Genomic DNA, 21,596 nt, shown 5'->3' on the forward strand with positions numbered 1-21,596 from the left:
AATCCTTTGATTTATTTGATTTTCTTGGTGCCAACCTGTCTTGGTGGCTAAAAAACAGCTTGCAGATGGCCCCATCATCCGAGGATTTCGGGAATACGCTCCTCGCATCCCAAGGTCATCAGGTGCACCCCCTGGCAGCGGAGACGGGCGCAGGCCACCAGTTCCCGGGCGATGGCCACCCCTTCGTCGAGCGGGTCGGATGCGGCCTCGAGGCGGGCGATGAGAGGTTCGGGGACCCGTACCCCCGGGATGTTGGCGTTGAGAAAGCGGGCCATGCGGGCGCTCTTGAGGAGAAGCACCCCGAGGAGGACCGGCGCCTTGAGAGGCCGGGCCTCGTCCATGAAGATCTCGAAACGGGGGATGTCGAAGACCGCCTGGGTCTGGAAAAAACGGGCGCCGGCCGCCACCTTTTTGCTGTACTTCTGGAACATCAGCTCGAAAGGCTCGGCCTCGGGGGTCGCCGCCGCGCCGGGGAAAAACCGGGGGAGACCGCAAAGGGGACGCCCCGACAGGTCGCGTCCGGCCATGAGCTCTTCGACCCCCTGCAGCAGTTGCACCGAGTCGAGGTCGAAGACCGGGCGTGCTCCGGGGTGGTCGCCGAAGCGGGGGTGGTCGCCGGAGAGGAGGAGAAGGTTTTCAATCCCCAGGGCCGCGGCCCCGAGGAGATCGGACTGGAGGGCCAGGCGGTTGCGGTCGCGGCAGGTCAACTGCAGGATCGGCTCGATCCCCTCGCGCAGCAGCAGGACCGCCATGGCCAGGGGAGCCATGCGCATGTTCGCCCCCTGGTTGTCGGTGACGTTGACCGCCGTCACATCGCGCAGGGCGCGGGCGGTTTCCAGGGCCGCGGCGGTATCGATCCCCTTGGGGGGAGCGATCTCCGCTGTGACCACGAAACGACCGGCGGAAAGCTGTTGCTGAAGCAAGGACATAGGACCTGCCGGGTTAGGGCTTGATACGGTGACGACCGGGCTTGAGAACCTTCCCCCAGTTTTTCGGCGGGACGGTACGGGCGAAAACCCCCGGGCGCCCCTGTTTCTTGAGCCGCTGGTAGATCTCGTTCCAGGCGCATTCCTTGTCGCGGTCGGCCTCGCAGCGCCCCTCTTCCATGCCGCCGCAGGGTCCGTTGAGAAGCCCCTTGGCGCAGTTGGTCACCGGGCAGATCCCCGCCGTCTCGTTGAGGATGCAGTCTCCGCACAGGGAGCACTTCTCCTCATACTGGCCGAAACGGCGGATGTTGCCGAGAAACAGGGAGTTGAGGCCGCCGATCACCCGCTTGTCGGTGCTGGAGGAAACGGACTGGATCCCGGCGCCGCAGGCGAGAACCAGCAGGACGTCCGCCTCCTCGACGGCCGGGCGGTGCTGGCGCAGGTCGCGCCCGGCACGCATGATGTGGCACGCCTCCTCGATGATCAGGCTCCCGGTGACCTCGCATCCGAGGGAGGTCAGCCACTCCTGCATCCTGAAGACCTCCTCCTCTCCCCCCGACTTGCAGGCCGTGGCGCAGGCGGCGCACCCTACCAGAAAGAGGCGCTTGCAGCCGTCGAGGGCCAGAAGGAGTTCTTCCTTGCTTTTCTGTTCGCTGATGATCATCGGAAGCCAGCTCGCCGAAGGGGTGGAGAATCAGGGGACGCCCGGAGGCGTTCCTCCCCGGGCGCCGTCCAGTCAGACGCTTTTGCCGGATGCGCGCCGTTTGGCGCTTTCCACCGTGTTGTAGAGGAGCATGGTGATGGTCATCGGCCCGACCCCCCCGGGGACGGGGGTAATGGCGCTGACCCGGGGGAGGGCCGAGGCGAATTCCACGTCGCCGACCAACTTCTTCTCCCCGACGCGGTTGACCCCGACGTCGATCACCACCGCCCCCTCCTTGAGCCAGTCGCCCTTGATCATCTCGGGGCGGCCGATGGCGGCGATGACCACGTCGGCACGGCGCACCTGGTCCGGCAGATCGACGGTCCGGGAGTGGCAGATGGTGACCGTGGCGTTTTGCGCCAGACACATGAGGGCCAGGGGTTTGCCGACGATGTTGGAGCGGCCGACGACGACCACGTTCTTGCCGGAGAGCTTGACACCGGAGTACTCCAGCATCTTCATGACTCCGTAGGGAGTGCAGGGCTGAAAGAGGGGCTTTCCAGTCACCAGACGGCCGACGTTGTAGGGGTGGAATCCGTCGACATCCTTTTTCGGAGAGATCGCCTCGAGAACCTTGCTCTCGTCGATATGGGCGGGGAGCGGCAACTGGACGAGAATGCCGTCGATGCGCCCATCGCCATTGAGTGCGTCGATCAGGGCGAGAAGCTCGGCCTCGGTCGTCTCGACCGACAGTTTATGCTCGGCGGAAAAGATCCCTGTCTGCTCGCAGGCCTTTTCCTTCATCGACACATAGACCCGGCTCGCCGGATCCTCACCGACCAGGACCACGGCCAGGCCGGGAATCGTCCCCGCCGCCTTGAGGACGGTCACATCCTCGGCGATCCCCTGGCGCATCTGTGCGGCAATGGCCTTGCCGTCAATAATTTTTTCCATTCTGCATACCTCCTGAAGAAATGCCGACAACTATACGAAAGGGTCCGTGAAAAGTAAAGGAGAAGGGGCGACCCGCCCACCTCAATCCGGAGGGGCTCGGCCTAGTTTTAAGAAAAAAAATCCCCGGGGGGTTCCCCGGGGATTTTTCGCGTCAATAAGGCGACACCCTATTCGTTGGAGGCCTTGGGGCAGCCGCCGCAACCGCCGGCGCCGGCGGAGGGGCAGGAGGGCCCAGAAGAGGAGGGTGCGGCGGACGCATACCCCTGCTGATACCACCCTTCGCCCTTGAGGGCAAAGCCGGTCTGGGAAATAAGTTTTTTCACCGAACCGCCACAGGTGCGGCATTCGGAGAGGGGCGCATCGGAAAATTTCTGCATCGCTTCGAAAATGAGGCCACAGGCCTCGCATTGGTATTCGTACATCGGCATGGAACGATCCTCCGTGATTAATTTCTCCCCCAATCTAGAAGTTTGGGCCGATTTTGTCAAGGGGGATCAGGGATCTTGCTTCACCGGAAAGACGGCCTCCTAGAGAAGAGCGTCGATCGCCTCGAAGTCGAGTTCGCTGTCGGCCAGGGACCGGATCAGGTCGATCTTTTCCTGATCCTCGGCGGTCAGCTTGGAGACATCGTCCTTGATCAGCGAGAAGGTCTCGGAATTGGTCATTTCGGTGCGGATATAGGGGATCCGGCTGCCATCGAGGATCTTCTGGGTAATGCGCGACACCGGATTGAGCCCGGGGATCACCAGGCCGGCGATCTTATCCTTGTACTCGGGATGTTTGTAGAGGGAGGAGAGCGTGACCAGCAGTTCGTCGCGGGTACTGTTGACCAGAAGGAGACTCGAAGAATCGAGGAGATCGACGACCCGCTGCGCCGAAGCGGCGCCGAGGTGGATATGGTGGACGATGCGCTGCCCCTCCTCGGGACTCCCGTTCAAGGGGCAGGAAAGAATCTTGGCGATTCGTGCCAGGGTCGGGTTGGCCAGGATCGGCGAATAGTTGAACCCCCCTTCCACGGCGAAGTCGGCCCCGGCAAAGGCCAGACGCAAATAGCGCAGGCTGGTCTCGCGCTTTTCGGGGATCAGTTTGTTGGCCAGCACCAGCTTGACCTTCACCCCTTCCTGTTGGAAAAGGGCGAGGTTCAGGGTCACGGAATCCACGACGTTGCCGATCCCCCCCCCGGAGACGATCATCACCGCCGCCTCGAGTTCTCTGGCCACCCGGGCATTGCTCATGCCGAGGACCGATCCGACGCCGCTGTGGCCGGACCCCTCGATGATGAGAAAATCGCAGTTTTTTTCCAGTTCGTCGGCCGCCCGGCGGATCGCATCGAGCATCCCTGCAGAGGAGACTTCACCGTCCAGGACGCGCCGCGTCGAATCCGGCTGCAAAACCACCGGCGACATCAGGGCGATATCGTCCTTCAACCCGAAGACGCCGGCCATCAGGGCGGCGTCCTTGTCGACCTGGCGTCCGGCAAAGTTCGTGATCTTGGGGCCGAGCGGCTTGATGAAACCGACTCGGCCGTATTTTTTCAGCGCCAGATGCATCAGCGACACGCTGATGGTCGTTTTTCCACAGTTCTGTCCCGTCGCCGCGACAAACAACTTTCTAGCCATGGGCGTGCCTCCTCGGGTTTGTCCGTATCCCCTCATGCTTTAAGGGAATCCCTCCCTTTTCGGCGAACCATTGCACAGATCGTCCGGGCCCGGCAATACTTTTATACCGTAAACGCCGGGGCCGCACTTTTTTTCCCGGCCTCTCCCCGGGCGGCCCTTTTTCGGTTGGCCAAAAAGAATTCGGGCCGGCCCAGAGTCGCTGGAATACAGCATCCCTGAACCGGCCCGAAAGATCTCCGCACAAGGCTCCTCAGACGCCGAAGTGCCGCTTCAGCAATCCGGCAAAGGCCATGCCGTGGCGGGCCTCGTCCTTGCACATCTCATGGACGGTGTCATGGATCGCATCGTAATTGAGTTCCTTGGCCCGGGTCGCCAGCTCCTTTTTCCCCTTGCAGGCGCCATGCTCGGCATCCACCCGCTTCTGCAGATTGGTGCGGGTATCGGCGACGACCACCTCTCCGAGCAGTTCGGCAAAACGGGCGGCATGATCGGCCTCCTCGAAGGCGATGCGCTTGTAGGCCTCGGCGATTTCCGGGTACCCCTCGCGATCGGCCTGACGACTCATCGCCAGGTACATCCCGACCTCGGTGCACTCCCCCAAAAAGTTGGCCCGCAGTCCGTCGAGAACCGCGGCGTCGACCCCCTGGGCCACGCCGATTTTGTGCTCATCGGCCCAGGCCGCGACGTCTCCCCCCTGGAGATTGAATTTACCGGCGGGGACCCCGCACTGGGGACAGTTGGCCGGGGGAGCCTCCCCTTCGTGGACATAGCCGCAGACGCTGCAAACAAATTTTTTCATCTTTATCCGTTCCTCCTTGAAAGTTGCCATGGCAAATCATGACCATATTTGTCATGATTATAGGTCTGCAGAGGAATCTGTCAACCCATTTCTCCCTTTTTCAGGGCCGGCCGCCGAGAGCGGCCTCGTAGGCGGCCGGGTTAAAACCGTTGATCTGGAAATCTCCGATCAGGGCGACGGGGACACCGCCACCGGGATTGAGGATCCGAAAACGCCGGGCGGCGGCGGAATCCTTCTCCACGTCGTACTCGGTAAAGGGGACCCCTCGGGAGCGCAGGTAGGCCTTGGCCCTTTTGCAGTAACCGCACCAGGCGGTGGTGAAGAGTTCGACCCTGGGATAGGTCTCCCCCTGCATACTGGCCCGACCTGCAGGTGCGGAGCTTTGCTCCCCCGCGAAAACCGGGGTGCACACTCCGCCGGCAAGCAATAAAATGATGAGTATTCTGAAAAATTTATCCACGATCTACTCCTTGGGATGGCCGGGTCCTTTGGCGGTGCGGGGCTGCGATTAAGGCGCGGAGGAAGGCAAGAATGGGGGACGGAGCCGTTTTTTCAAGGGGACACTAGGGGATGTCGACGGCCCGCAGGACCTCATCCACCGTCATCCCCCGGACCAGAAGGCGCTTGTGGCGCGAGCGCTCCCCGGCCACCAGGGTCACCTCCCCCTTGGCGACGCCGAAGAGTTTGGCGAAATATTCCCCGCACAGTTTGTTGGCGGCGCCGTCGACGGGGGGCGAGGTGAGGCGCACCTTGAGCTCGTCCCCCTGGACACCGACGATCTGGTTTTTGCTGGCCCGAGGCTGCACGAACAGGTCGATGGTGACGCCCCCTTCCGCGGCATGGAGCCAGGGGGCCATCAGCGCCCCTCGCGATCGGGGCCGCCCTTGCGGGAAAAACCGCCGGCGGGGGTAAAGGGGAGCGATTCCTCGAGCATCAGATCGTCCCGCCCTTTTTCCATTTGAACCACCTCGAGGTTAAGGAGATGGATATGGCTCTCGACGAGGGCCCGCAGGCTCGATTCAAAGGAGATCTTCTGGCGCCGAATCTCCTGGATTTCGCTGATCATCTGGATACGCCTCTGCTCGGCGTCCCGCACGATCCGCTCGCCGCGCAACTGGGCATCGGCGATGAGGATTTCCGCCTCCTTGCGGGCATTGGTCTTGAGGTCGTCGGTCACCTTCTGGGTCGTCACCAGGGTGTCCTTGAGGGTCGCCTCGCGAGCGCGCATTTCCTCCAGGGATGCGCGGGTGCGGGCCAGATCCTCCTTGTATTCCATGTTCTGGCGATGGAGGCGCTCCAGTTCGGCGGCGATCATCTCGAGAAAATGATCGACGCCGGCCTTCTCGTATCCCAGGGGGCGAGTTTTGAATTGCTGCTGCTGAATGTCGATGGGGGTGATTCGCATGGGGCTCCTCGTCAAAGACCGGCGGCCAGATGGTAGAGCACCGCCCTGATCATCCGCTGGAGAAAGGAGAGGGCGATCAGCAGGACCACGGGGGAGAAGTCGATCCCTCCGAAATTCACCGGAAGAATACGCTGGATGCGGTTCAGGACCGGGTCGGTGGCGCTGTGGAGAAAACGGACGATGGGATTGTAGGGGTCCGGGCTGACCCAGGAGATGAGCGCCCGGGCAATAACAATAAACAGATAGATGCTGAAGACCAGATCGATCACCTGGGCGACGGCCAGGATAAGCTCTCGGAGGATCGCCATATTTTTCCTTTCCCTCTTCCGCGTCGGGGCGGAGACGCCCAGCCTCCGACACCATAAGTGCCGCCAAGGTGCGGTTACTTGTAAATAACGGTTTTCACGCCAGAAACCAATAAATTTCCATTTATACAGAAATGGTGCTGGGGTGTCAAACGCTTTCCCCGCTCCCTCGGGGTCCGGAAACGTCACCGGGTTTTTGACATCGGCTCCCAAAAAGGATACATTATGCGCCTCGTCATGGGATCCCGGGCCCCGAGGGGGCGCACTCCCTGACGCAATAACACTACCGGGGGTCAAACATGAAACGCACGAGCAACCTCAATATTCGCGCCCTGAAGCCGATCATCGCGCCGGACGACCTGAAGCTGGTTTTTCCCCTTTCGGACCAGGGTTCCGAATTCGTCACCAGTTCCCGTGATCAGATCAAGGCGATCCTCGCCAACCAGGACCGGCGGCTCATGGCGGTGGTCGGCCCCTGCTCCATCCACGACACCCGGGGCGCCCTCGAGTATGCCGAGCGCCTGGCGGCCCTGGGCAAGGAACTCTCCGACCAGATCCTGCTGGTGATGCGGGTCTACTTCGAGAAGCCGCGCACCACCATCGGCTGGAAGGGGCTGATCAACGACCCGGATCTCAACGGCACCCACCAGATTTCCAAGGGGCTCGGCGTCGGACGCGGCCTCCTCTCCGCCATGACCGATCTGGAGCTGCCGGTGGCCGGAGAGATGCTCGACCCCGTCACCCCCCACTACCTGGCCGACCTGGTCAGCTGGGGAGCCATCGGCGCCCGCACCACCGAGTCGCAGACCCATCGCGAGATGGCCAGCGGCCTCTCCTTCCCCGTCGGCTTCAAAAACGGCACCGACGGCAACCTGCAGATTGCCCTCGATGCCATGTCGGCCGCCCGCCACCCCCACAGTTTTCTCGGCATCAACAACGAGGGGCGCAGCGCCATCGTTCAGACCACCGGCAACCCCGCCGTCCATATCGTGCTGCGCGGCGGCAACGACCGCCCCAACTACCGGGCCGAGGACATCCGCAAAACCGAGGAACTCCTCGGCAAGTCGGGGCTCCCCACGGCGATCATGGTCGACTGCAGCCACGCCAACTCCTACAAAAATCATGAACGCCAGGAAGAGGTCCTCTCCGACGTCATCAATCAGATCGTCGCCGGCAACCGCTCCATTTGCTCGGTGATGATCGAAAGCTACCTCGAGGCGGGGAACCAGCCGATCGCCAAAAGCCTCAAGGAGCTCGCCTACGGCGTCTCCATCACCGACAAATGCGTCGACTGGGCGACCACCGAGCGGATGCTGCGCCACGCCCATGCCGAGCTGAAGAAATGCGGCGGCCGCCCGATCTGAATCGCAACCGCCCTTGCCGCACCTCCCCTTTTTTCGGACGAGACCATGACGAATAACCCTGACGACATCGCCAAACCCCGCTGTTGACCGCCGAAAGCGCCGCCGGGAGCGGTGCCCGCAGCCCCAGACGTCGAGGCCGCCACCGGGGAGGGGGCCGAGGTCTCTTTTCCCCCCCCGCCCTCTCCGACGAACCGCGGCGAACACCCCGGGGTGCAGCTCTGGTCCTTCGTCACCGGCTGGATTGAAACCGGAGCGGGACCGGTTCCCCAGGTGGCCACCCGCCTTGAAAAGAGGGATATTTTCGGCCGCTGGCAGATGCGCTGGGGTCTCGGACGGACGCGGTACCGGATTACCCCCGGGCTTTACGCCGTCGGCCGTCCGGACAGCGACGCCCCGGTCCTGGTGACCGCCAACTACAAACTCACCTTCGACACCCTGCGCCGGGAGCTTCAGGGGCAAAACCTGTGGATTCTGGTTCTGGAAACCTACGGCATCAACGTCTGGTGCGCCGCCGGCAAGGGAACCTTCGGGACGGAGGAGGTCGTGCGCCGTATCCGGGCCGCCAGGCTGGAGCAGGTCGTCCGGCACCGCACCCTGATTCTCCCCCAGCTCGGCGCTCCCGGGGTCGCCGCCCACGAGGTCCAGAGGGAGTCCGGTTTCCGGGTCCTCTACGGCCCAGTCCGGGCCTCCGATCTCAAGGCTTTTTTGGCGGCGGACGGGGTGGCGACGGCGCAGATGCGCCGGGTCACCTTCACCACCCTCGAGCGGCTGGTTCTCACCCCCGTCGAACTGACGGGGATGCTCAAGACCGCCCTCTGGGTCTCGGCAATTCTCCTGGTCCTCGGCGGCATCGGCCCCGGCGTCTTCACCCTCGGCGGCGTTTTCACCCGCGGCGTTGCGGCGGTTCTCGCCCTCTTCGCCGCCCTGCTCACCGGCGCCGTTCTCACCCCCGTCGCCCTCCCGTGGATTCCCGGACGGGCCTTCGCCCTCAAGGGGGGGATTGCCGGAGCCGCCGTCGCAACCGTTGTTCTTCTGGCGCTGCCGGGAAAAATATCCCTCCTCGAGGGAGGCGCGCTCCTTCTGGGTCTCTCCGCTGCCGCCTCCTACTGCGCCATGAACTTCACCGGCTCGTCCACCTTCACATCCCCTTCGGGCGTCGAAAAAGAGATGCGCCGCGCCATCCCGCTGCAGGGGACGGCCCTTCTGCTGGCGGCGATATTCTGGATTGCCGCGGCGTTTTGATCTGACTGGGGAATTTGCCGGAAAACTCTGACCCGGGACCGGGTCATAAAGGAGAGCAATGCGTTATCTGGAAGAGGTGAGCACCCTGAAGCTCGACCGGCAAGTCTGCATCGGCTGCGGACTCTGCGCCATGGTCTGCCCCCACGGAGTCTTTTCCGTCGAGGAGAAGAAGGCGCGCATCCTCGACCTCGACCGCTGCATGGAGTGCGGCGCCTGCGCCCGCAACTGCCCGGTCGCAGCTCTCGCCGTCAAGGCCGGTGTCGGCTGCGCCAGCGCCATCATCTACGGCTGGCTGACCGGCAAGGAGCCGAGCTGCGACTGCGGCGGCGAAAGCTGCTGCTGAGCCCCCTCCCTTCAGGCCTCGCGCACCAGGTCTTCGACCTGCAACCGGACATCATCAATATTGACCCGTACAACCGTCTCTCCTTCGCGCTCGCAGCGCACCAACCCTTCCTCGACCCATTCGAGTACCCGACTCTTCTCCACCCCATACTTGGAAGCGGCCGCTTCGGTGTCATACCATGTTTTGACAAGGGACATGCTGTACCTCCTTTTTCCTCGGGTAACCACGTTCTCTATCAAGTATAACCGGAAAGAGGCCGACCGCTTGAAGAGAGGGGAATCCGTTTTGCCTTTACAAAAATATTCCGCAAGCATAGATTAAAAAAAATCTTTGGGCGGGGACCATGGGACATTCAATTCTGATCATCGACGATTCGGCCCTGGTGCGCCAGCAGATCCTGACGACCCTGCGAAAAACGACGCTCTTCGAGACGTACCACGAAGCGGCCGACGGCATGGAAGGGTTCAAGGCGGCGTTGAACCAGGCCTTCGACGTCATCGTTTGCGACCTGGAAATGCCGGGGATGGACGGCTTCAAGTTTCTCGCCATGCGCAACGCCCGGGGTGAACTCAAGGATGTCCCGGTCATCATGCTCACCGGACGGGAAGACCTCGAAACCAAAATCCGCGGCCTCGATCAGGGGGCCAGCGACTACGTCACCAAACCCTTCGACCCGGCGGAACTGATGGCCCGGGTCAGGGTCCAGCTCAAGATCAAAACCCTCCAGGACGCACTGAAAAAGAGCAACCAGCTCCTTCTGCAGCTCTCCAACACCGATCCGCTGACCAGCCTGCACAATCGGCGTTACCTGATGGACACCCTCGACAGGGAAGTCGAACGCAGCTGCCGCACTGATATCCACCTGTCGCTGGTGATGGTCGATATCGACCACTTCAAAAGGGTCAACGACACCTACGGGCACCAGGTCGGCGACGCCGTGCTGGTCGCCGTCGCCGCCCTCCTCCAGGGACAGTTGCGCCCCTACGACACGGCAGCCCGCTTCGGCGGCGAAGAGTTCGTCCTGGTCCTCCCGTCGACGGAACTGGCGGCGGCCGGCGCCGTCGCCGAACGGCTGCGGAAACTGACCGCCAATCTCTCTTTTGCCAGGGAGGGAGCCCCGGATCTCGTGTTGACCATCAGCGCCGGAGTCGCCGTCGTCTCGCCAGGCTCCTCCGTCCATGCTGACGATCTGATCCGCCAGGCCGATACCGCTCTCTACCGAGCCAAACAAGACGGACGCAACCGCGTCGTCCTGGCTTCCCCCTGAAGTCCGTCACGGTTCCTACCGTGAAATCACGATGTCGTCATAACAGGCCCGCGCCGACTCGCCGGTGTTGTCCGTGTCGGTCATGATGGCAATCGCCCCCACGGCTGGCGGTTCCTCCCCGAAGATGGTCCGGTAATCCTCCAGCACGCTGCGCCGCTCATCAACCCAGGCGCCGGTTCTCTCCGCGCCGCTTTCCACCGCAACCATGACGGCATTGGAGAAAAAGGGGTTGGGAATATGGCTGCCGCGGGGCAGGCGGTTGGCCCAGATGTAGTTGATGCTGCGGGTCTTCGGGGGAAACCAGTGGGGGAAAACCACATAGACCCGGGCCGCGTAGTCGTCTCCCCCCTTCGTCCTGGCATCGCCGCGAGCCAGTACGTTGTCCACCTTCCAGCGCCACTGCAAAACCGGAAAGTCCTGGAGGGAATACTTCATCTCCCGGACCAGACCCGAGGCGCTTGCCGTGCTCCGGGCCTGGAGGCAGTGGCCGTTTCCTTCGGCCACGACGCGATATTCGGTCTCGCCGCGGAATTCCTTCACCTTCCAGTCCGAATTCAATCCGGCCTCAAAATCGTCGATGAGAATTACCCGGTCTCCCGCCGTAACAGGAACGCACCAAAGAAACAGCACCAGCAGCAGCCATCGCACCATCGCCCCCACCTCCCCTTGAGTCATTTGTATGTGCATTTGTCGTAAAAGTCAAAACTGACCACCCTACAAGACACCAAGGAAACTGAGTATTTCAATGGATTTTCTTGGTGCCTTCGTGTCTTGGTGGCTAAAAACCCTGTTTCCAACTTGCTTTCCGATAAAGGGACAACGAAAGCGAATTCGGGAAATCTGTGGGATAAAAGAAAAAGGGCCGGTCCAATGGACCGGCCCTTCTGCCAGAAACAAACAAATACGAGGGATTACTCGGGGCGCATCAGGCGCAATTTCTTGCGCAGACGACGCTGGGCTTCCTTCTCCTTGCGCTTGCGCTTGACGCTCGGTTTTTCGTAAAATTTGCGCTGCTTCATTTCACGAAAGAGACCCTCTTGCTGCAGCTTGCGCTTGAGCACCCGGATGGCTTTTTCGACGTTGTTGTCGATAACCTGGATTTCCACGGACCAATCACCTCGCTTTCTGATCTTTATCTGGCCCCACAGTCGGCGAAGACCCGTGAAACACAAGTGCAGACGATAGTCTATTCCCGGGGCAAATGCAAGGAGAAATACGCGCCGGAAGAATCAGTTGTGCGTGGAGTAAAGAGTCACGTCAATCCCGCCGTTGACCAGTCCGGCCCGTTTTTCAAGAGGGAGGCCGGTGGCCCGGGCCAGACGTTCGTCCGGGCAGAGAATAGCGACCTGCCAGCCGGCGAAGGAGGCGCGACAGACCTGTCCCAACTGGCGATACAGGGGGCGCAGGTCCTCCCCCCGGCCGAGGCGCTCGCCGTAGGGAGGGTTGCACAGCAGAAGGCCCGGCCCGGGGTGCGGCGCCTGTTCGGTCAGCTCCCGCACATCCCAGACGACGGCTTCGCCGACGCCCGCCCGCTCGCCGTTGCGCCGGGCGGCATCGATCGCCCCCACATCCCGGTCGCATCCGGACAGAAAAACGGCCGGGGTCTTCTCTCCCCGCCGGGCCTCGGACCGCAGAGCCTCCCAGAGCCCGGGGCGATAGCCGGGCCAGTTCATAAAAGCAAAATTACGATCCATCCCCGGCGCCCGCCGTCCGGCCAGGAGCGCCCCTTCGATCACCAGGGTTCCGGAGCCGCACATGGGATCGAAAAGAGCTCTGTCGCCCTGCCAGCCCAGCAGCTGCAGGAGTCCGGCTGCGAGGGTTTCGCGGAGAGGGGCGTGGGCCGTCTCGACCCGGTAGCCGCGGCGGTGCAGAAGCTCGCCGGAACTGTCGACGGAAAGAAGGCAGAGGTCATCCTCGAAGCGCGCCAGGATCTGCTGCGTTTCTCCCCCCTCGGCCGGAGCGGAGCGTCCCAGGGCGCTGTCGATTCCCTCGGCGATGGTGGCGGCAATGCGCCCGGTATGCATGAGGCGCGAACGGTGGCAGACGGCCCGGACCGCCACCGGGGTCGCCGGGGAGAGAAATTTTCCCCAGGGGAGGCGGGACGACTTCCGGAACAGATCGGGAAAATCGCTGCATTTCACGGCACCGACCCGGACGACCACGCGACTGGCGCTCCGCAGCCACAGATTGGCCAGATAGAGCTCGCGCAATCCCCCGGCAAACTCCACCCCGCCGCCGACCCCCCGCACCTCGCCTATCCCGAGGGCTTTGAGTTCTGCGGCGCAGACGGTTTCGAGGCCGGGGGCGGTCACGGCGAACAACTGCTCCGATGTTTTTTTCAATCAATCCTCCGAATGGTGCCGCGGCATCCTAGCACAGAGTCCCTCCGGCGGCAATCCGCCTGTCGCCGGCAAATAAATGGTTGGACTGCAAGTCAATTTCTGTATAATGCAACGAGTTTATCTATCTCCGAGGAGGCCCCATGAAATATCGCTGGCTGATTGTCGCCCTGCTGGTTTTGCTCCCCAGCGCGGTCTGCGCCCGCTGGATCAAGGATCAGGTTGTCATGCCCGTCGAAGCGACCGGTCCGGTCGTCTTCAGTCACAACAACCATCTCGAGGCGGTCGGCAAGAATTGCCCCTCCTGCCACAATGCCATTTTCAACATCGTCGTCAAAAAGAACCCCGTCTTTACCATGGCCGACATGGCGCAGGGGAAATCGTGCGGCGCCTGCCATAACGGCACCCGCGCCTTCTCGGTCAAAGATGACTGCTCCCTGTGCCATCCGACCCGGGACATCGTCTTCAAGGTTCCCGACGCCGGCGACGCCACCTTCAGCCACGAGGTCCACACAGGACTCTACGGCTGCGGCGAGTGTCACCCGGGGATATTCAAGCCGGCCCAGGGGAAGAACACCGCCACCATGACCGAGATGGAAGGGGGCCGGTCCTGCGGCGCCTGCCACGACGGCAACACCGCCTTTACCGTCGGGGAGAACTGCGAAACCTGCCACGCAATGTGACAGGACCCGCTCCTTCGCACTAAAAAAGGAGCGGCCCGGCCGCTCCTTTTTTGTCTCCGTAACGACTGACGGCCGATCAGGTGGAACGGAATATGTATGGGAGTCCCTCGTCCTGCCCCACCGGGCGGCGGAGAGAAGGAGAAAAACCGTGCGCTACTTTCAGTACTTCAAACCCGGCCAGAAGATCCACCTCCGTTCCCTCTCCAGCGAAGCGGGAGATGACCGCCTGGAGGTCTTTACGGCCTATCTGCAGGAATGCGGCGCCGGCTATCTCGATCTCAACCTCCCCTACCGGTTTCAGGAAGGGGAAAACATCCCCTTCTCCGAGGGGATGCCCTTTGAAATCCTCTCCGACAGCATGGGGATGGGACTGCGCCTGACCGGCCGCTTTCGCGCCCAGAAGGGGCCGGACCAGATCCGGCTGAATCTCAACAACGATCTACAGATCTTCAAGCGCCGGGCCAGCGACCGCCAGGAAATCACCATCGGCCTGGGGTATACCAAGGGTCAGGGGGCATTGCGCACCTTTCGCGCCCAATGGGAAAAAAACATCCGGATCATCGCCGACGGCCGCAACCTCGACAAACTCCCCGCCTTCCCCCGCATTTCCGCCAACCTCAGCACCACCGGGATCCGCTTCGCCATTAAACTGCCGGTGGAGATCGCCGACCTCTGCATGCTCCTGATCAAACTCGACGAAACCCCGCCGATCTGCGCCCTCGCCGAAGTCGTCTGGCTCGCCGGGGAAGAAAAAGAGGGCCGGAAACTGGTCGGCATGCAGTTCATCAACATTCTCGAGGCGGACCAGAAACGCATCGGCGCCTTCGTCAAGGCATCCCTGCGCAAGAGCGTCCAGGAGCAGGAAAAAGCGGACTGAAACCCTCCCGCCGACCCCGGTCAATTTTCCGCTCCCCCCGCCGCCGTTTGGCGACCGCCCCTCTCAGTGACTTGGAGCCTGTCGGACTATTCGGGCCGAAGCGAAAAATTGGATATTTGAGGACAGATTCGAGTTCGTTTGAGAGCCAATAGTCGTCTCTATTGGTCGAAAAGGAGCTCGGATATGGACCAAATAGACGATTTTGCAGCCGGCTCATGGATAGTCCGACAGGCTCCTAGACAAGAGCGGACTGCGTTCGGGATGGGCGGAAGGGACGACACCGCCGGCGCGCAGACGCTGCAGGAAATCGCTGCGGGGAATCTCCTCGGCGCCGAGGGACGCCAGGTGCGCCGTCGGCAGCTGGCAGTCGATCAGCCCGACCCCCTCTTCCCGGAGGCGGCGCACCAGGGTCACGAACGCGACCTTGGACGCATCGGTCCGGCGATGGAACATCGACTCCCCGAAAAAACAGCGCCCCAGCGCCACCCCGTAGAGCCCCCCCACAAGATGTTCTCCCTGCCAGCACTCCACCGAATGAGCAAACCCCAGCGTATGAAGCCGCCGGTAGGCGTCGATCATGTCGCCACTGAGCCAGGTCCCCTCCCCTTTTTCCGTGCGCACCGCGCCGCAACCTTCGATGACCGCGTTGAAACAGCGATCGAAGGTCACAGCAAAGGTCCCGCGACGCAGCGTCCTGGCGAGGCGGTGCGAAACCCGCAGGCGGTCCGGTTCGAGGATGCAGCGCGGGTCCGGTGACCACCAGAGGATCGGGTCGGTTTCGTTGTACCAGGGGAAGATGCCGCTCGAATAGGCCAGGAGCAGACGTTCGGGGGAGAGTTCGCCGCCGACGGCAAGAAGCCCCTCCGGCTCGGCGAGCTCCGGAGGGGGGAAGACCAGCTGGCTGATGAGTTGATAGACGGGCATGGTGCGGGGCAAAAGTCCCTATTCCCCTTCGCTCCGGTAGGTGAAGACGAGTTTCTTGTCCCGCAGACCGATCCGGACCTCCCCTCCCCCCTTGAGGCGCCCGAAGAGGACTTCGTGAGCGATCACGTCGCTGATCTCCGTCTGGATCAGCCGCCCCAGCGGCCGGGCACCGAACACCGGGGAATAACCGCGCCGGGCCAGCTCGAGGCGGGCGGCGGCGGAGAGGAAGAGAAGGACCCGCCGCTGAACCAGACGCTCCTGGAGTTCCGCCACGAATTTGTCGACCACAAGGGCCATGACCTTCTCGCCGAGAGCCTGAAATGAGATGATGGCGTCGAGGCGGTTGCGGAATTCGGGGGAGAAGGCCTTTTCCACCGCCTGCCGGGGGGTGGCCGCCACGAGGTCGCCGAAGCCGATGGGGGTGGCGCTCATCTCCCGGGCCCCGGCGTTACTGGTCATGATCAGGACCAGATTGCGGAAATCGGCCTTCTTGCCGTTGTTGTCGGTCAGGGTTCCGTGATCCATGACCTGAAGGAGAATGCTGAAGACGTCGGGATGGGCCTTTTCGACCTCGTCGAGGAGGAGGACCGCATAGGGGTGCTTGACCACCGCATCAGTGAGGAGGCCCCCCTGGTCGAAGCCGACGTATCCGGGCGGGGCCCCGATCAGGCGCGCCACCGAGTGTTTCTCCATGTACTCGCTCATGTCGAAGCGAAGGAATTCGATCCCGAGGAGGGCCGCCAGCTGCCGCGCCACCTCAGTCTTGCCGACTCCCGTCGGGCCGATAAAGAGGAAGGAGCCCACCGGCTTTTCCGGATGGCCCAGTCCGGCCCGGGCGCGGAGGATGGAGCGGCTCAGGGCGTCGATGGCCGGGTCCTGGCCGAAGACCTTTTTCTTCAGGTCGCGGTCGAGGGTCTTCAGCCGCTGGCGGTCGGAACCGGAGACGGTCCGCTCGGGGATGCGAGCCATCCGGGCGACCATCGATTCGACCTCGGCGACACCGATGGTCTTCTTTTTCTGCGGATGGAGGCGGGCGTAGGCGCCCACCTCGTCGACGACGTCGACGGCCTTGTCGGGGAGATGCCGGTAATTGATGTGCCGGGCCGAAAGTTCGGCGGCGGCACGCAGCGCCTCATCGCGGTAACGAACCCCGTGGTGCTCCTCGTAATAGCCCTTGAGCCCCTTGAGAATGGCGTAGGTTTCCTCCACCGTCGGCTCGAGGATGTCGATTTTCTGAAAACGCCGCGACAGGGCCCGGTCCTTCTCGAAGAGGTTTTTGTATTCCTCGTAGGTGGTCGAACCGATGCAGCGCAGATCCCCCGAGGCCAGCACCGGCTTGAGGATGTTGGAGGCATCGAGGGAGCCGCCGCTGGTGGCGCCGGCACCGACGATGGTATGGATTTCGTCGATGAAAAGGATCGCCTCGGGGCGGCCGGCCAGGGCGCCGAGAACCCCCTTGAGCCGCTCCTCGAAGTCGCCGCGGAATTTGGTCCCGGCCAGAAGCGCCCCCATGTCGAGAGCATAGATCACGCTGTCGCGCATCAGTTCGGGAACTTCGCCGCGATGAATCATCAGCGCCAGCCCCTCGGCAAGAGCGGTCTTTCCGACGCCCGGTTCGCCGACGTAGATGGGGTTATTCTTGCGCCGCCGGCAGAGAACCTGAAGCGTCCGTTCCAGTTCCTCGGCGCGGCCGATGAGGGGATCGATCTTCCCCTGCCGGGCCCGTTCGAGGAGGTTGACGGTATAGGCCGTCAGGGGATTTCGGCCCGGAGCCGTTTTCGCCGGCGGGGCCTCCTCCTTGTCCGGAGTCGCCGGCTTTGGCGCGGGGGAAGAATCCTTGCCCACCTGGTGGGAGATAAAGTTGAGGACATCGAGGCGGCTGAGTCCCTGGCGTTCGAGAAAACTGGCGGCATGGGAGTTCTGCTCTTCGAGGATGGCCGCCAGAAGATCGCCGACGGTGATTTCCTTTTTCCCCGCCGCATGCATGTGCACCACCGTGCGCTGCAGGACCCGCTGCAGGCCGACGGTCTGCTCGGGGATAAACTCCTCGTCGCCGGGGAGGGTTTCCATCTGCAGGGAGAAGAAGTTTTCCAGTTCTTCCCTGAGGGCTTCGAGATCCCCGCCGCAGCGGGTGACGATCTCCTGACCGTGCTCCTCGAAGAGCATGGCAAAAAGAACGTGCTCCGTCGTCAGGTACTCGTGGTGACGGCGCTGTGCCTCCCGCACGGCCAATGAAAAGGCGATCTGCACATCCTGGCTGAACATCGGCTTTCTCTATCTCCCGGCCTCAGGCCTCTTCCAAGGTACACTTCAGGGGAAACCCCTCGGCCCTTGCCAGGCCATGCACCTTGACAACCTTGGTTTCTGCAATTTCAAAGGGATAGGTCCCGCAATAACCGATTCCCCGGACATGGATGTTGATCATGATCCGGTTGGCTTCCGGAGACGATTTGTGAAAAACGCTCTCCAGAACCTCCACCACGAACTCCATAGTGGTGTAATCGTCGTTATGCATCAGCACCTTGAACAACGGCGGCGACTCCCGCTGGATGCCGGTCTTCTCCGATACTTTTGGGGCCCCTGCCGGCGCAATCCTGCTCACATCCTGTCCCTCCGACCCGTAATCGTCATGTCGGCCATGGTAGCATATCCGGAGGGGAACTTCCAAGAGGGACAAATGCGTCCTCTTTCCCTTCCGCAACGTCCCAAGACATGTTATCGTTGCACCGTTATTCGGCCGCCGGCACCGGAAAGCCGACGGATGGGATTTTTTTCTACCAAGAGGTGAATGCATGCAGGACGGGCAATGGGGAAGGGACGGTGACCAGCTCGAACAAAAGGTCATGGAAATCATCAATCGGATCAAGGGGAAAAAACCTCCGGGAGCACTCTTTGCCGCCCTGGCGATCGTTTTGCTTCTCCTCTGGGGGGGGAGCAGCAGCTACTACAAGGTCAACACCGAAGAAACCGGGGTCATCCTGCGCTTCGGCAACTTTATCGGTTTTGCCGAATCGGGGCTGCACTTCAAACTCCCCTTCGGCATCGACACCGTCTACCTGGTGAAAACCGGACGGGTGCTGAAGGAGGAATTCGGCTTTCGCACCGTTCTGGCCGGGGTGCGCACCACTTACACCAAAAAAGATCTCGAGGATGAATCACTGACCCTGACCGGCGATCTCAACGTCAGCGACATCGAGTGGATCGTTCAGTATCAGATCGCCGACCCTTTCAAGTTCATCTTCGGCATCAAGTCCCCCGAAGAGACGATCCGCGATATCTCCGAGTCGGTGGTCCGCAAGGTGGTCGGCAACTCCAACGTCACCGACGTCCTCACCACCGACCGCGCCATGCTCGCCTCGGCCATCGAAACCGAGCTGCAGACGATCCTCAACAACTACGACATCGGTGTGCGGATCGTCACCGTCAAGTTCCAGGACGTCAATCCCCCCGATCCGGTCAAGGCCGCCTTCAACGAGGTCAACGAAGCGGAGCAGCAGAAGGAGAGCCTGATCTTCCAGGCCCGCGAGCAGTACAACCGCGAGATCCCCAAGGCCCGCGGGGTCGCCAACAGCACCATCCTCGAGGCCGAAGGGTATGCCGTGGAGCGCATCAACAAGGCCCAGGGGGAAACGCGCCGTTTTCTCGACCTCCTTACCGAATACCGCAAGGCCCCCGAGGTCACCCGCAAGCGTCTCTATCTCGAAACCCTCGAAGCGGTCCTCCCCCTACTCGATGAAATCTATGTCATGGACCCCAAGGGAACCAGCGCACTCCCCATCCTCCCCCTGAGGGGCACCCCGAAAGGAACGGCCCTGCAATGAAAAAACCGATACTGATTGCCCTCATCATTTTCATCGCTCTCCTTGCCAAGGGGAGCATGTTCGTGGTCGAAGAGGGGGAACAAGCCCTGGTCACCGAATTCGGCAAGCCCAAGGGGGATGTGCGCATGGCAGGACTGCACTTCAAGGTCCCGCTGATCCAGGAGGTTCACCGTTTTCAGCGCCGCATTCTCAAATGGGACGGCGACCCCAACCAGATCCCGACCAAGGACAAGCGATACATCTGGATCGACACCACGGCCCGCTGGCGCATCGCCGATCCCCTCCTCTTCTTCAAAACCGTCGCCACCGAACGCGGCGCTCTGAGCCGCCTCGACGACATCCTCGATTCCGTGGTGCGCGACGCGGTCTCCGGACACCTTCTGGTGGAACTGGTGCGGGGAAAAGACTACAAGGCGCCAGCCGGAGTCAAGGAGGTCATCGACTTCGAAGGGGCGGCGATCCCCGTCGACAAGCTCACCGGGCGGGAAGAGATCCTCGGTAGCCTGCTGAAAAAGGCCCAGGCGAGCACCCCGGAATACGGCATCGAACTCCTCGACGTGCAGATCAAGCGCATCAACTACGTCGAGCAGGTCCAGCAACGGGTCTACGAACGGATGATCTCCGAGCGCAAGAAGGTCGCCGCCGAATACCGTTCCGAAGGGGAAGGGGAAAAGGCCGAGATCCTCGGTCAGATGCTGAAGGAACTCAAGGAGATCGAATCGGGCGCCTATCGCACGGCGGTGGAAACCCGCGGCAAGGCCGACGCCACGGCGGCAGGGATTTATGCCTCCGCCTATGGCAGGGATACGGAGTTCTACTCCTTTTTACGCACCCTCGAATCGTACCAGAAGGCGATCAAGGAAAACACCCGCCTGGTCCTTTCCACGGATAACGAGTTCTACCACTATCTGCAAAAGGGGCGTTAAGCTGTCAGGGAGTGTCAATGGAGCGCTTCTTCTGTTCATTAAAATGGGGGAAGAGCCATTGACACTCCGCTGCCGTAACGATATTAGTTTAGGGCGCAGCGTCAATACATCATCATTCCCCGTTCATAGCCACCCTCCCGGAGTCTGAATGAACCCCGAAACACCGCAAATACTCGCCCGCATCACCGAGTACGGCGACCTGCTGGCGCCCCTGCTCCATCCTCTGCTGGCGCTGCTGGTTCTTTTCATGGTCTGGCGCATCTGGCGGGGGACCTCCGCCTCCCGGAAGGAGATGGTAAGTCTCAACGCACGCCTCGACCGGATCCTTGACGCCCTGGAAAAAAGGGGAGCGGCGGCCGCCCCGGCGACGCAGTCCGCCACCGCGCCGCTGGCCGCCGCCCCGACGGCCTCCACCAGGGGAGCGGAGGAAGAGATTCTCGCTCCGGCTCCCTTCGAGGAGGATCTGGATACCGCATTCACTGTTGGCGGGGGGGGATATTCCCCGGACTTCCCCGATGTCGGCGACCTCCCGGAGCTCGACGCCATCGAGCCCGAGCCGGCCGAGGAAACCATGGATCCCGAGGTTCCCCGGGAAAAGGAAGACGACATGTTCTCCTTCTCCCCCAATTTCGACTGGACCTCGGCCGGCGAAGGGGCCGCCGATGAACCCTTCGTCACCGGAGAAGCGGCAGGGACGGAAACCGGCGCATTCCCCTCCTTCGATTTTACAGAGCCGGAACCCGAGCCTGAACCGGAGCCCGAACCGGAGCCCGAACCCGAGCCCGAGCCGGAGCCCGAACCGGAGCCCGAACCGGAGCCGGAACCGGAACCGGAACCCGAACCCGAGCCGGAGCCGCCCGCCATCACCCGTCTGGAGGACGACCCCGCCCGCCCTGAGGTCAGTCTCGCCCGCTGCGGAGGATGCGGCCACAAACTCGCCTACAAAAAGGCCCTGACGGGGAAGCACGTCAAGTGCCCTTCCTGCAAAACCCCCTTCGTCCTCCCCTGAGGACGGCAGAAAGTCAAACGAAAAACGGCCGGATCCGAGCAGGGGTCCGGCCGTTTTTCGTTTTCCTCTCTCCGCCGTCCGGACCGACCGGGAAAGGGGACGGAAATCTTCCTTTAAATTGAGAAAGGTCAAGGCGCCGCCTATCCGAAG

Annotated in this window: 26 protein-coding genes; 9 read left to right on the top strand and 17 right to left on the bottom strand. The window is 62.2% G+C overall.

Going from position 1 to position 21,596, the window contains the following annotated elements; translation table 11 throughout:
* Positions 1-74 precede the first annotated feature (74 nt).
* The 10 genes from DSOUD_RS12020 to DSOUD_RS12065 form a co-directional block, all read right to left on the bottom strand.
* The gene (locus DSOUD_RS12020) at positions 75-929 is read right to left on the bottom strand and encodes a methylenetetrahydrofolate reductase (protein WP_053551239.1); all 855 of its coding nucleotides are present in this window, start codon (positions 927-929) and stop codon (positions 75-77) included.
* Between the two features lie 13 nt (positions 930-942).
* Positions 943-1,590: a methylenetetrahydrofolate reductase C-terminal domain-containing protein gene (locus DSOUD_RS12025; RefSeq protein WP_053551240.1), complete on the bottom strand. Its 648-nt coding sequence runs from the start codon at positions 1,588-1,590 to the stop codon at positions 943-945.
* Between the two features lie 72 nt (positions 1,591-1,662).
* On the bottom strand, positions 1,663-2,523 hold the full coding sequence (folD, locus tag DSOUD_RS12030; RefSeq protein WP_053551241.1) for a bifunctional methylenetetrahydrofolate dehydrogenase/methenyltetrahydrofolate cyclohydrolase FolD: 861 nt from the start codon (positions 2,521-2,523) through the stop codon (positions 1,663-1,665).
* 167 nt (positions 2,524-2,690) lie between these two features.
* A complete protein-coding gene (locus tag DSOUD_RS12035; RefSeq protein ID WP_053551242.1) occupies positions 2,691-2,951 on the bottom strand; it encodes an FmdB family zinc ribbon protein in 261 nt (86 codons plus the stop codon).
* Between the two features lie 99 nt (positions 2,952-3,050).
* On the bottom strand, positions 3,051-4,142 hold the full coding sequence (locus DSOUD_RS12040) for an AAA family ATPase (protein WP_053551243.1): 1,092 nt from the start codon (positions 4,140-4,142) through the stop codon (positions 3,051-3,053).
* A 250-nt stretch (positions 4,143-4,392) separates the two neighbouring features.
* On the bottom strand, positions 4,393-4,941 hold the full coding sequence (locus tag DSOUD_RS12045; RefSeq protein WP_053551244.1) for an NADH peroxidase: 549 nt from the start codon (positions 4,939-4,941) through the stop codon (positions 4,393-4,395).
* Positions 4,942-5,041: 100 nt separating this feature from the next.
* Positions 5,042-5,401, bottom strand: a complete 360-nt coding sequence (locus DSOUD_RS12050) for a glutaredoxin family protein (protein ID WP_157671859.1) — start codon at positions 5,399-5,401, stop codon at positions 5,042-5,044.
* 103 nt (positions 5,402-5,504) lie between these two features.
* Complete coding sequence (locus DSOUD_RS12055) at positions 5,505-5,798, bottom strand: DUF167 domain-containing protein (RefSeq protein ID WP_053551246.1); 294 nt, start codon at positions 5,796-5,798, stop codon at positions 5,505-5,507.
* Positions 5,798-6,346: a DivIVA domain-containing protein gene (locus DSOUD_RS12060; RefSeq protein ID WP_053551247.1), complete on the bottom strand. Its 549-nt coding sequence runs from the start codon at positions 6,344-6,346 to the stop codon at positions 5,798-5,800. The genes DSOUD_RS12055 and DSOUD_RS12060 overlap by 1 nt, the downstream gene beginning before the upstream one ends.
* An 11-nt stretch (positions 6,347-6,357) precedes the next feature.
* The gene (locus tag DSOUD_RS12065; RefSeq protein ID WP_053551248.1) at positions 6,358-6,654 is read right to left on the bottom strand and encodes a YggT family protein; all 297 of its coding nucleotides are present in this window, start codon (positions 6,652-6,654) and stop codon (positions 6,358-6,360) included.
* Positions 6,655-6,950: 296 nt separating this feature from the next.
* Between DSOUD_RS12065 and DSOUD_RS12070 the strand changes: the two genes are divergently transcribed.
* Genes DSOUD_RS12070 through hgcB form a run of 3 tightly spaced genes read left to right on the top strand, consistent with a single transcriptional unit; the run spans position 6,951 to position 9,600 of the window.
* Positions 6,951-8,015, top strand: a complete 1,065-nt coding sequence (locus tag DSOUD_RS12070; protein WP_053551249.1) for a 3-deoxy-7-phosphoheptulonate synthase — start codon at positions 6,951-6,953, stop codon at positions 8,013-8,015.
* Between the two features lie 45 nt (positions 8,016-8,060).
* Positions 8,061-9,257, top strand: a complete 1,197-nt coding sequence (gene hgcA / locus DSOUD_RS12075) for a mercury methylation corrinoid protein HgcA (protein WP_264175408.1) — start codon at positions 8,061-8,063, stop codon at positions 9,255-9,257.
* Between the two features lie 58 nt (positions 9,258-9,315).
* Entirely contained in the window at positions 9,316-9,600 is a 285-nt protein-coding gene (gene hgcB, locus DSOUD_RS12080; RefSeq protein WP_053551250.1) for a mercury methylation ferredoxin HgcB, read from the top strand.
* 11 nt (positions 9,601-9,611) lie between these two features.
* On the opposite strand, the gene DSOUD_RS12085 is transcribed toward hgcB, so the two are convergent.
* Positions 9,612-9,797 carry a hypothetical protein gene (locus DSOUD_RS12085; RefSeq protein WP_053551251.1) on the bottom strand — a complete coding sequence of 62 codons (186 nt, stop codon included), beginning with the start codon at positions 9,795-9,797 and terminating at the stop codon, positions 9,612-9,614.
* Positions 9,798-9,943: 146 nt separating this feature from the next.
* Between DSOUD_RS12085 and DSOUD_RS12090 the strand changes: the two genes are divergently transcribed.
* Positions 9,944-10,867 (top strand): diguanylate cyclase, encoded by a 924-nt coding sequence (locus DSOUD_RS12090; protein ID WP_053551252.1) that lies wholly within the window; start codon positions 9,944-9,946, stop codon positions 10,865-10,867.
* Between the two features lie 15 nt (positions 10,868-10,882).
* Here the strand turns inward: DSOUD_RS12090 and DSOUD_RS12095 are convergent, their stop codons facing one another.
* From DSOUD_RS12095 to DSOUD_RS12105, 3 genes are all read right to left on the bottom strand, one after another.
* Positions 10,883-11,518 (bottom strand): DUF3047 domain-containing protein, encoded by a 636-nt coding sequence (locus tag DSOUD_RS12095; protein WP_053551253.1) that lies wholly within the window; start codon positions 11,516-11,518, stop codon positions 10,883-10,885.
* A gap of 260 nt (positions 11,519-11,778) precedes the next feature.
* Positions 11,779-11,973 (bottom strand): 30S ribosomal protein S21, encoded by a 195-nt coding sequence (gene rpsU, locus DSOUD_RS12100; protein ID WP_053551254.1) that lies wholly within the window; start codon positions 11,971-11,973, stop codon positions 11,779-11,781.
* Positions 11,974-12,096: 123 nt separating this feature from the next.
* Entirely contained in the window at positions 12,097-13,209 is a 1,113-nt protein-coding gene (locus tag DSOUD_RS12105) for a THUMP domain-containing class I SAM-dependent RNA methyltransferase (RefSeq protein ID WP_157671860.1), read from the bottom strand.
* A gap of 140 nt (positions 13,210-13,349) precedes the next feature.
* Between DSOUD_RS12105 and DSOUD_RS12110 the strand changes: the two genes are divergently transcribed.
* Together DSOUD_RS12110 and DSOUD_RS12115 are read left to right on the top strand one after the other, a co-directional pair.
* Entirely contained in the window at positions 13,350-13,889 is a 540-nt protein-coding gene (locus DSOUD_RS12110; protein WP_053551256.1) for a cytochrome c3 family protein, read from the top strand.
* A gap of 148 nt (positions 13,890-14,037) precedes the next feature.
* Positions 14,038-14,766: a PilZ domain-containing protein gene (locus tag DSOUD_RS12115; protein ID WP_053551257.1), complete on the top strand. Its 729-nt coding sequence runs from the start codon at positions 14,038-14,040 to the stop codon at positions 14,764-14,766.
* Between the two features lie 213 nt (positions 14,767-14,979).
* Here the strand turns inward: DSOUD_RS12115 and aat are convergent, their stop codons facing one another.
* From aat to DSOUD_RS18870, 3 genes are read right to left on the bottom strand one after another with little or no spacing between them, the layout of a single operon-like run.
* Positions 14,980-15,690: a leucyl/phenylalanyl-tRNA--protein transferase gene (aat, locus tag DSOUD_RS12120; RefSeq protein ID WP_053552378.1), complete on the bottom strand. Its 711-nt coding sequence runs from the start codon at positions 15,688-15,690 to the stop codon at positions 14,980-14,982.
* Positions 15,691-15,708: 18 nt separating this feature from the next.
* The gene (clpA, locus tag DSOUD_RS12125; RefSeq protein ID WP_053551258.1) at positions 15,709-17,955 is read right to left on the bottom strand and encodes an ATP-dependent Clp protease ATP-binding subunit ClpA; all 2,247 of its coding nucleotides are present in this window, start codon (positions 17,953-17,955) and stop codon (positions 15,709-15,711) included.
* A 22-nt stretch (positions 17,956-17,977) separates the two neighbouring features.
* Positions 17,978-18,283: an ATP-dependent Clp protease adaptor ClpS gene (locus DSOUD_RS18870; RefSeq protein ID WP_423739499.1), complete on the bottom strand. Its 306-nt coding sequence runs from the start codon at positions 18,281-18,283 to the stop codon at positions 17,978-17,980.
* A gap of 199 nt (positions 18,284-18,482) precedes the next feature.
* Here DSOUD_RS18870 and hflK point away from each other — a divergent pair, with 199 nt between their 5' ends.
* The 3 genes from hflK to DSOUD_RS18720 all read left to right on the top strand — a co-directional run bounded on the left by hflK (position 18,483) and on the right by DSOUD_RS18720 (position 21,446).
* Positions 18,483-19,511 (top strand): FtsH protease activity modulator HflK, encoded by a 1,029-nt coding sequence (gene hflK, locus DSOUD_RS12135; RefSeq protein WP_053551259.1) that lies wholly within the window; start codon positions 18,483-18,485, stop codon positions 19,509-19,511.
* Positions 19,508-20,437 (top strand): protease modulator HflC, encoded by a 930-nt coding sequence (gene hflC / locus DSOUD_RS12140; protein WP_053551260.1) that lies wholly within the window; start codon positions 19,508-19,510, stop codon positions 20,435-20,437. The genes hflK and hflC overlap by 4 nt, the downstream gene beginning before the upstream one ends.
* Before the next feature lie 148 nt (positions 20,438-20,585).
* Positions 20,586-21,446, top strand: a complete 861-nt coding sequence (locus DSOUD_RS18720; RefSeq protein WP_053551261.1) for a hypothetical protein — start codon at positions 20,586-20,588, stop codon at positions 21,444-21,446.
* Positions 21,447-21,596 lie beyond the last annotated feature (150 nt).

It is taken from the genome of Desulfuromonas soudanensis, from assembly GCF_001278055.1.
Classification (GTDB): Bacteria; Desulfobacterota; Desulfuromonadia; order Desulfuromonadales; family WTL; genus Deferrimonas; species Deferrimonas soudanensis.

Excerpts from the sequence above, each read along its gene's own strand:
- DSOUD_RS12020 (WP_053551239.1), bottom strand. The coding sequence starts at position 929 with ATGTCCTTGCTTCAGCAACAGCTTTCCGCCGGTCGTTTCGTGGTCACA.
- DSOUD_RS12025 (WP_053551240.1), bottom strand. The coding sequence starts at position 1,590 with ATGATCATCAGCGAACAGAAAAGCAAGGAAGAACTCCTTCTGGCCCTC.
- folD (WP_053551241.1), bottom strand. The coding sequence starts at position 2,523 with ATGGAAAAAATTATTGACGGCAAGGCCATTGCCGCACAGATGCGCCAG.
- DSOUD_RS12035 (WP_053551242.1), bottom strand. The coding sequence starts at position 2,951 with ATGCCGATGTACGAATACCAATGCGAGGCCTGTGGCCTCATTTTCGAA.
- DSOUD_RS12040 (WP_053551243.1), bottom strand. The coding sequence starts at position 4,142 with ATGGCTAGAAAGTTGTTTGTCGCGGCGACGGGACAGAACTGTGGAAAA.
- DSOUD_RS12045 (WP_053551244.1), bottom strand. The coding sequence starts at position 4,941 with ATGAAAAAATTTGTTTGCAGCGTCTGCGGCTATGTCCACGAAGGGGAG.
- DSOUD_RS12055 (WP_053551246.1), bottom strand. The coding sequence starts at position 5,798 with ATGGCCCCCTGGCTCCATGCCGCGGAAGGGGGCGTCACCATCGACCTG.
- DSOUD_RS12060 (WP_053551247.1), bottom strand. The coding sequence starts at position 6,346 with ATGCGAATCACCCCCATCGACATTCAGCAGCAGCAATTCAAAACTCGC.
- DSOUD_RS12065 (WP_053551248.1), bottom strand. The coding sequence starts at position 6,654 with ATGGCGATCCTCCGAGAGCTTATCCTGGCCGTCGCCCAGGTGATCGAT.
- DSOUD_RS12070 (WP_053551249.1), top strand. The coding sequence starts at position 6,951 with ATGAAACGCACGAGCAACCTCAATATTCGCGCCCTGAAGCCGATCATC.
- hgcB (WP_053551250.1), top strand. The coding sequence starts at position 9,316 with ATGCGTTATCTGGAAGAGGTGAGCACCCTGAAGCTCGACCGGCAAGTC.
- DSOUD_RS12085 (WP_053551251.1), bottom strand. The coding sequence starts at position 9,797 with ATGTCCCTTGTCAAAACATGGTATGACACCGAAGCGGCCGCTTCCAAG.
- DSOUD_RS12090 (WP_053551252.1), top strand. The coding sequence starts at position 9,944 with ATGGGACATTCAATTCTGATCATCGACGATTCGGCCCTGGTGCGCCAG.
- DSOUD_RS12095 (WP_053551253.1), bottom strand. The coding sequence starts at position 11,518 with ATGGTGCGATGGCTGCTGCTGGTGCTGTTTCTTTGGTGCGTTCCTGTT.
- DSOUD_RS12110 (WP_053551256.1), top strand. The coding sequence starts at position 13,350 with ATGAAATATCGCTGGCTGATTGTCGCCCTGCTGGTTTTGCTCCCCAGC.
- aat (WP_053552378.1), bottom strand. The coding sequence starts at position 15,690 with ATGCCCGTCTATCAACTCATCAGCCAGCTGGTCTTCCCCCCTCCGGAG.
- clpA (WP_053551258.1), bottom strand. The coding sequence starts at position 17,955 with ATGTTCAGCCAGGATGTGCAGATCGCCTTTTCATTGGCCGTGCGGGAG.
- hflK (WP_053551259.1), top strand. The coding sequence starts at position 18,483 with ATGCAGGACGGGCAATGGGGAAGGGACGGTGACCAGCTCGAACAAAAG.
- hflC (WP_053551260.1), top strand. The coding sequence starts at position 19,508 with ATGAAAAAACCGATACTGATTGCCCTCATCATTTTCATCGCTCTCCTT.
- DSOUD_RS18720 (WP_053551261.1), top strand. The coding sequence starts at position 20,586 with ATGAACCCCGAAACACCGCAAATACTCGCCCGCATCACCGAGTACGGC.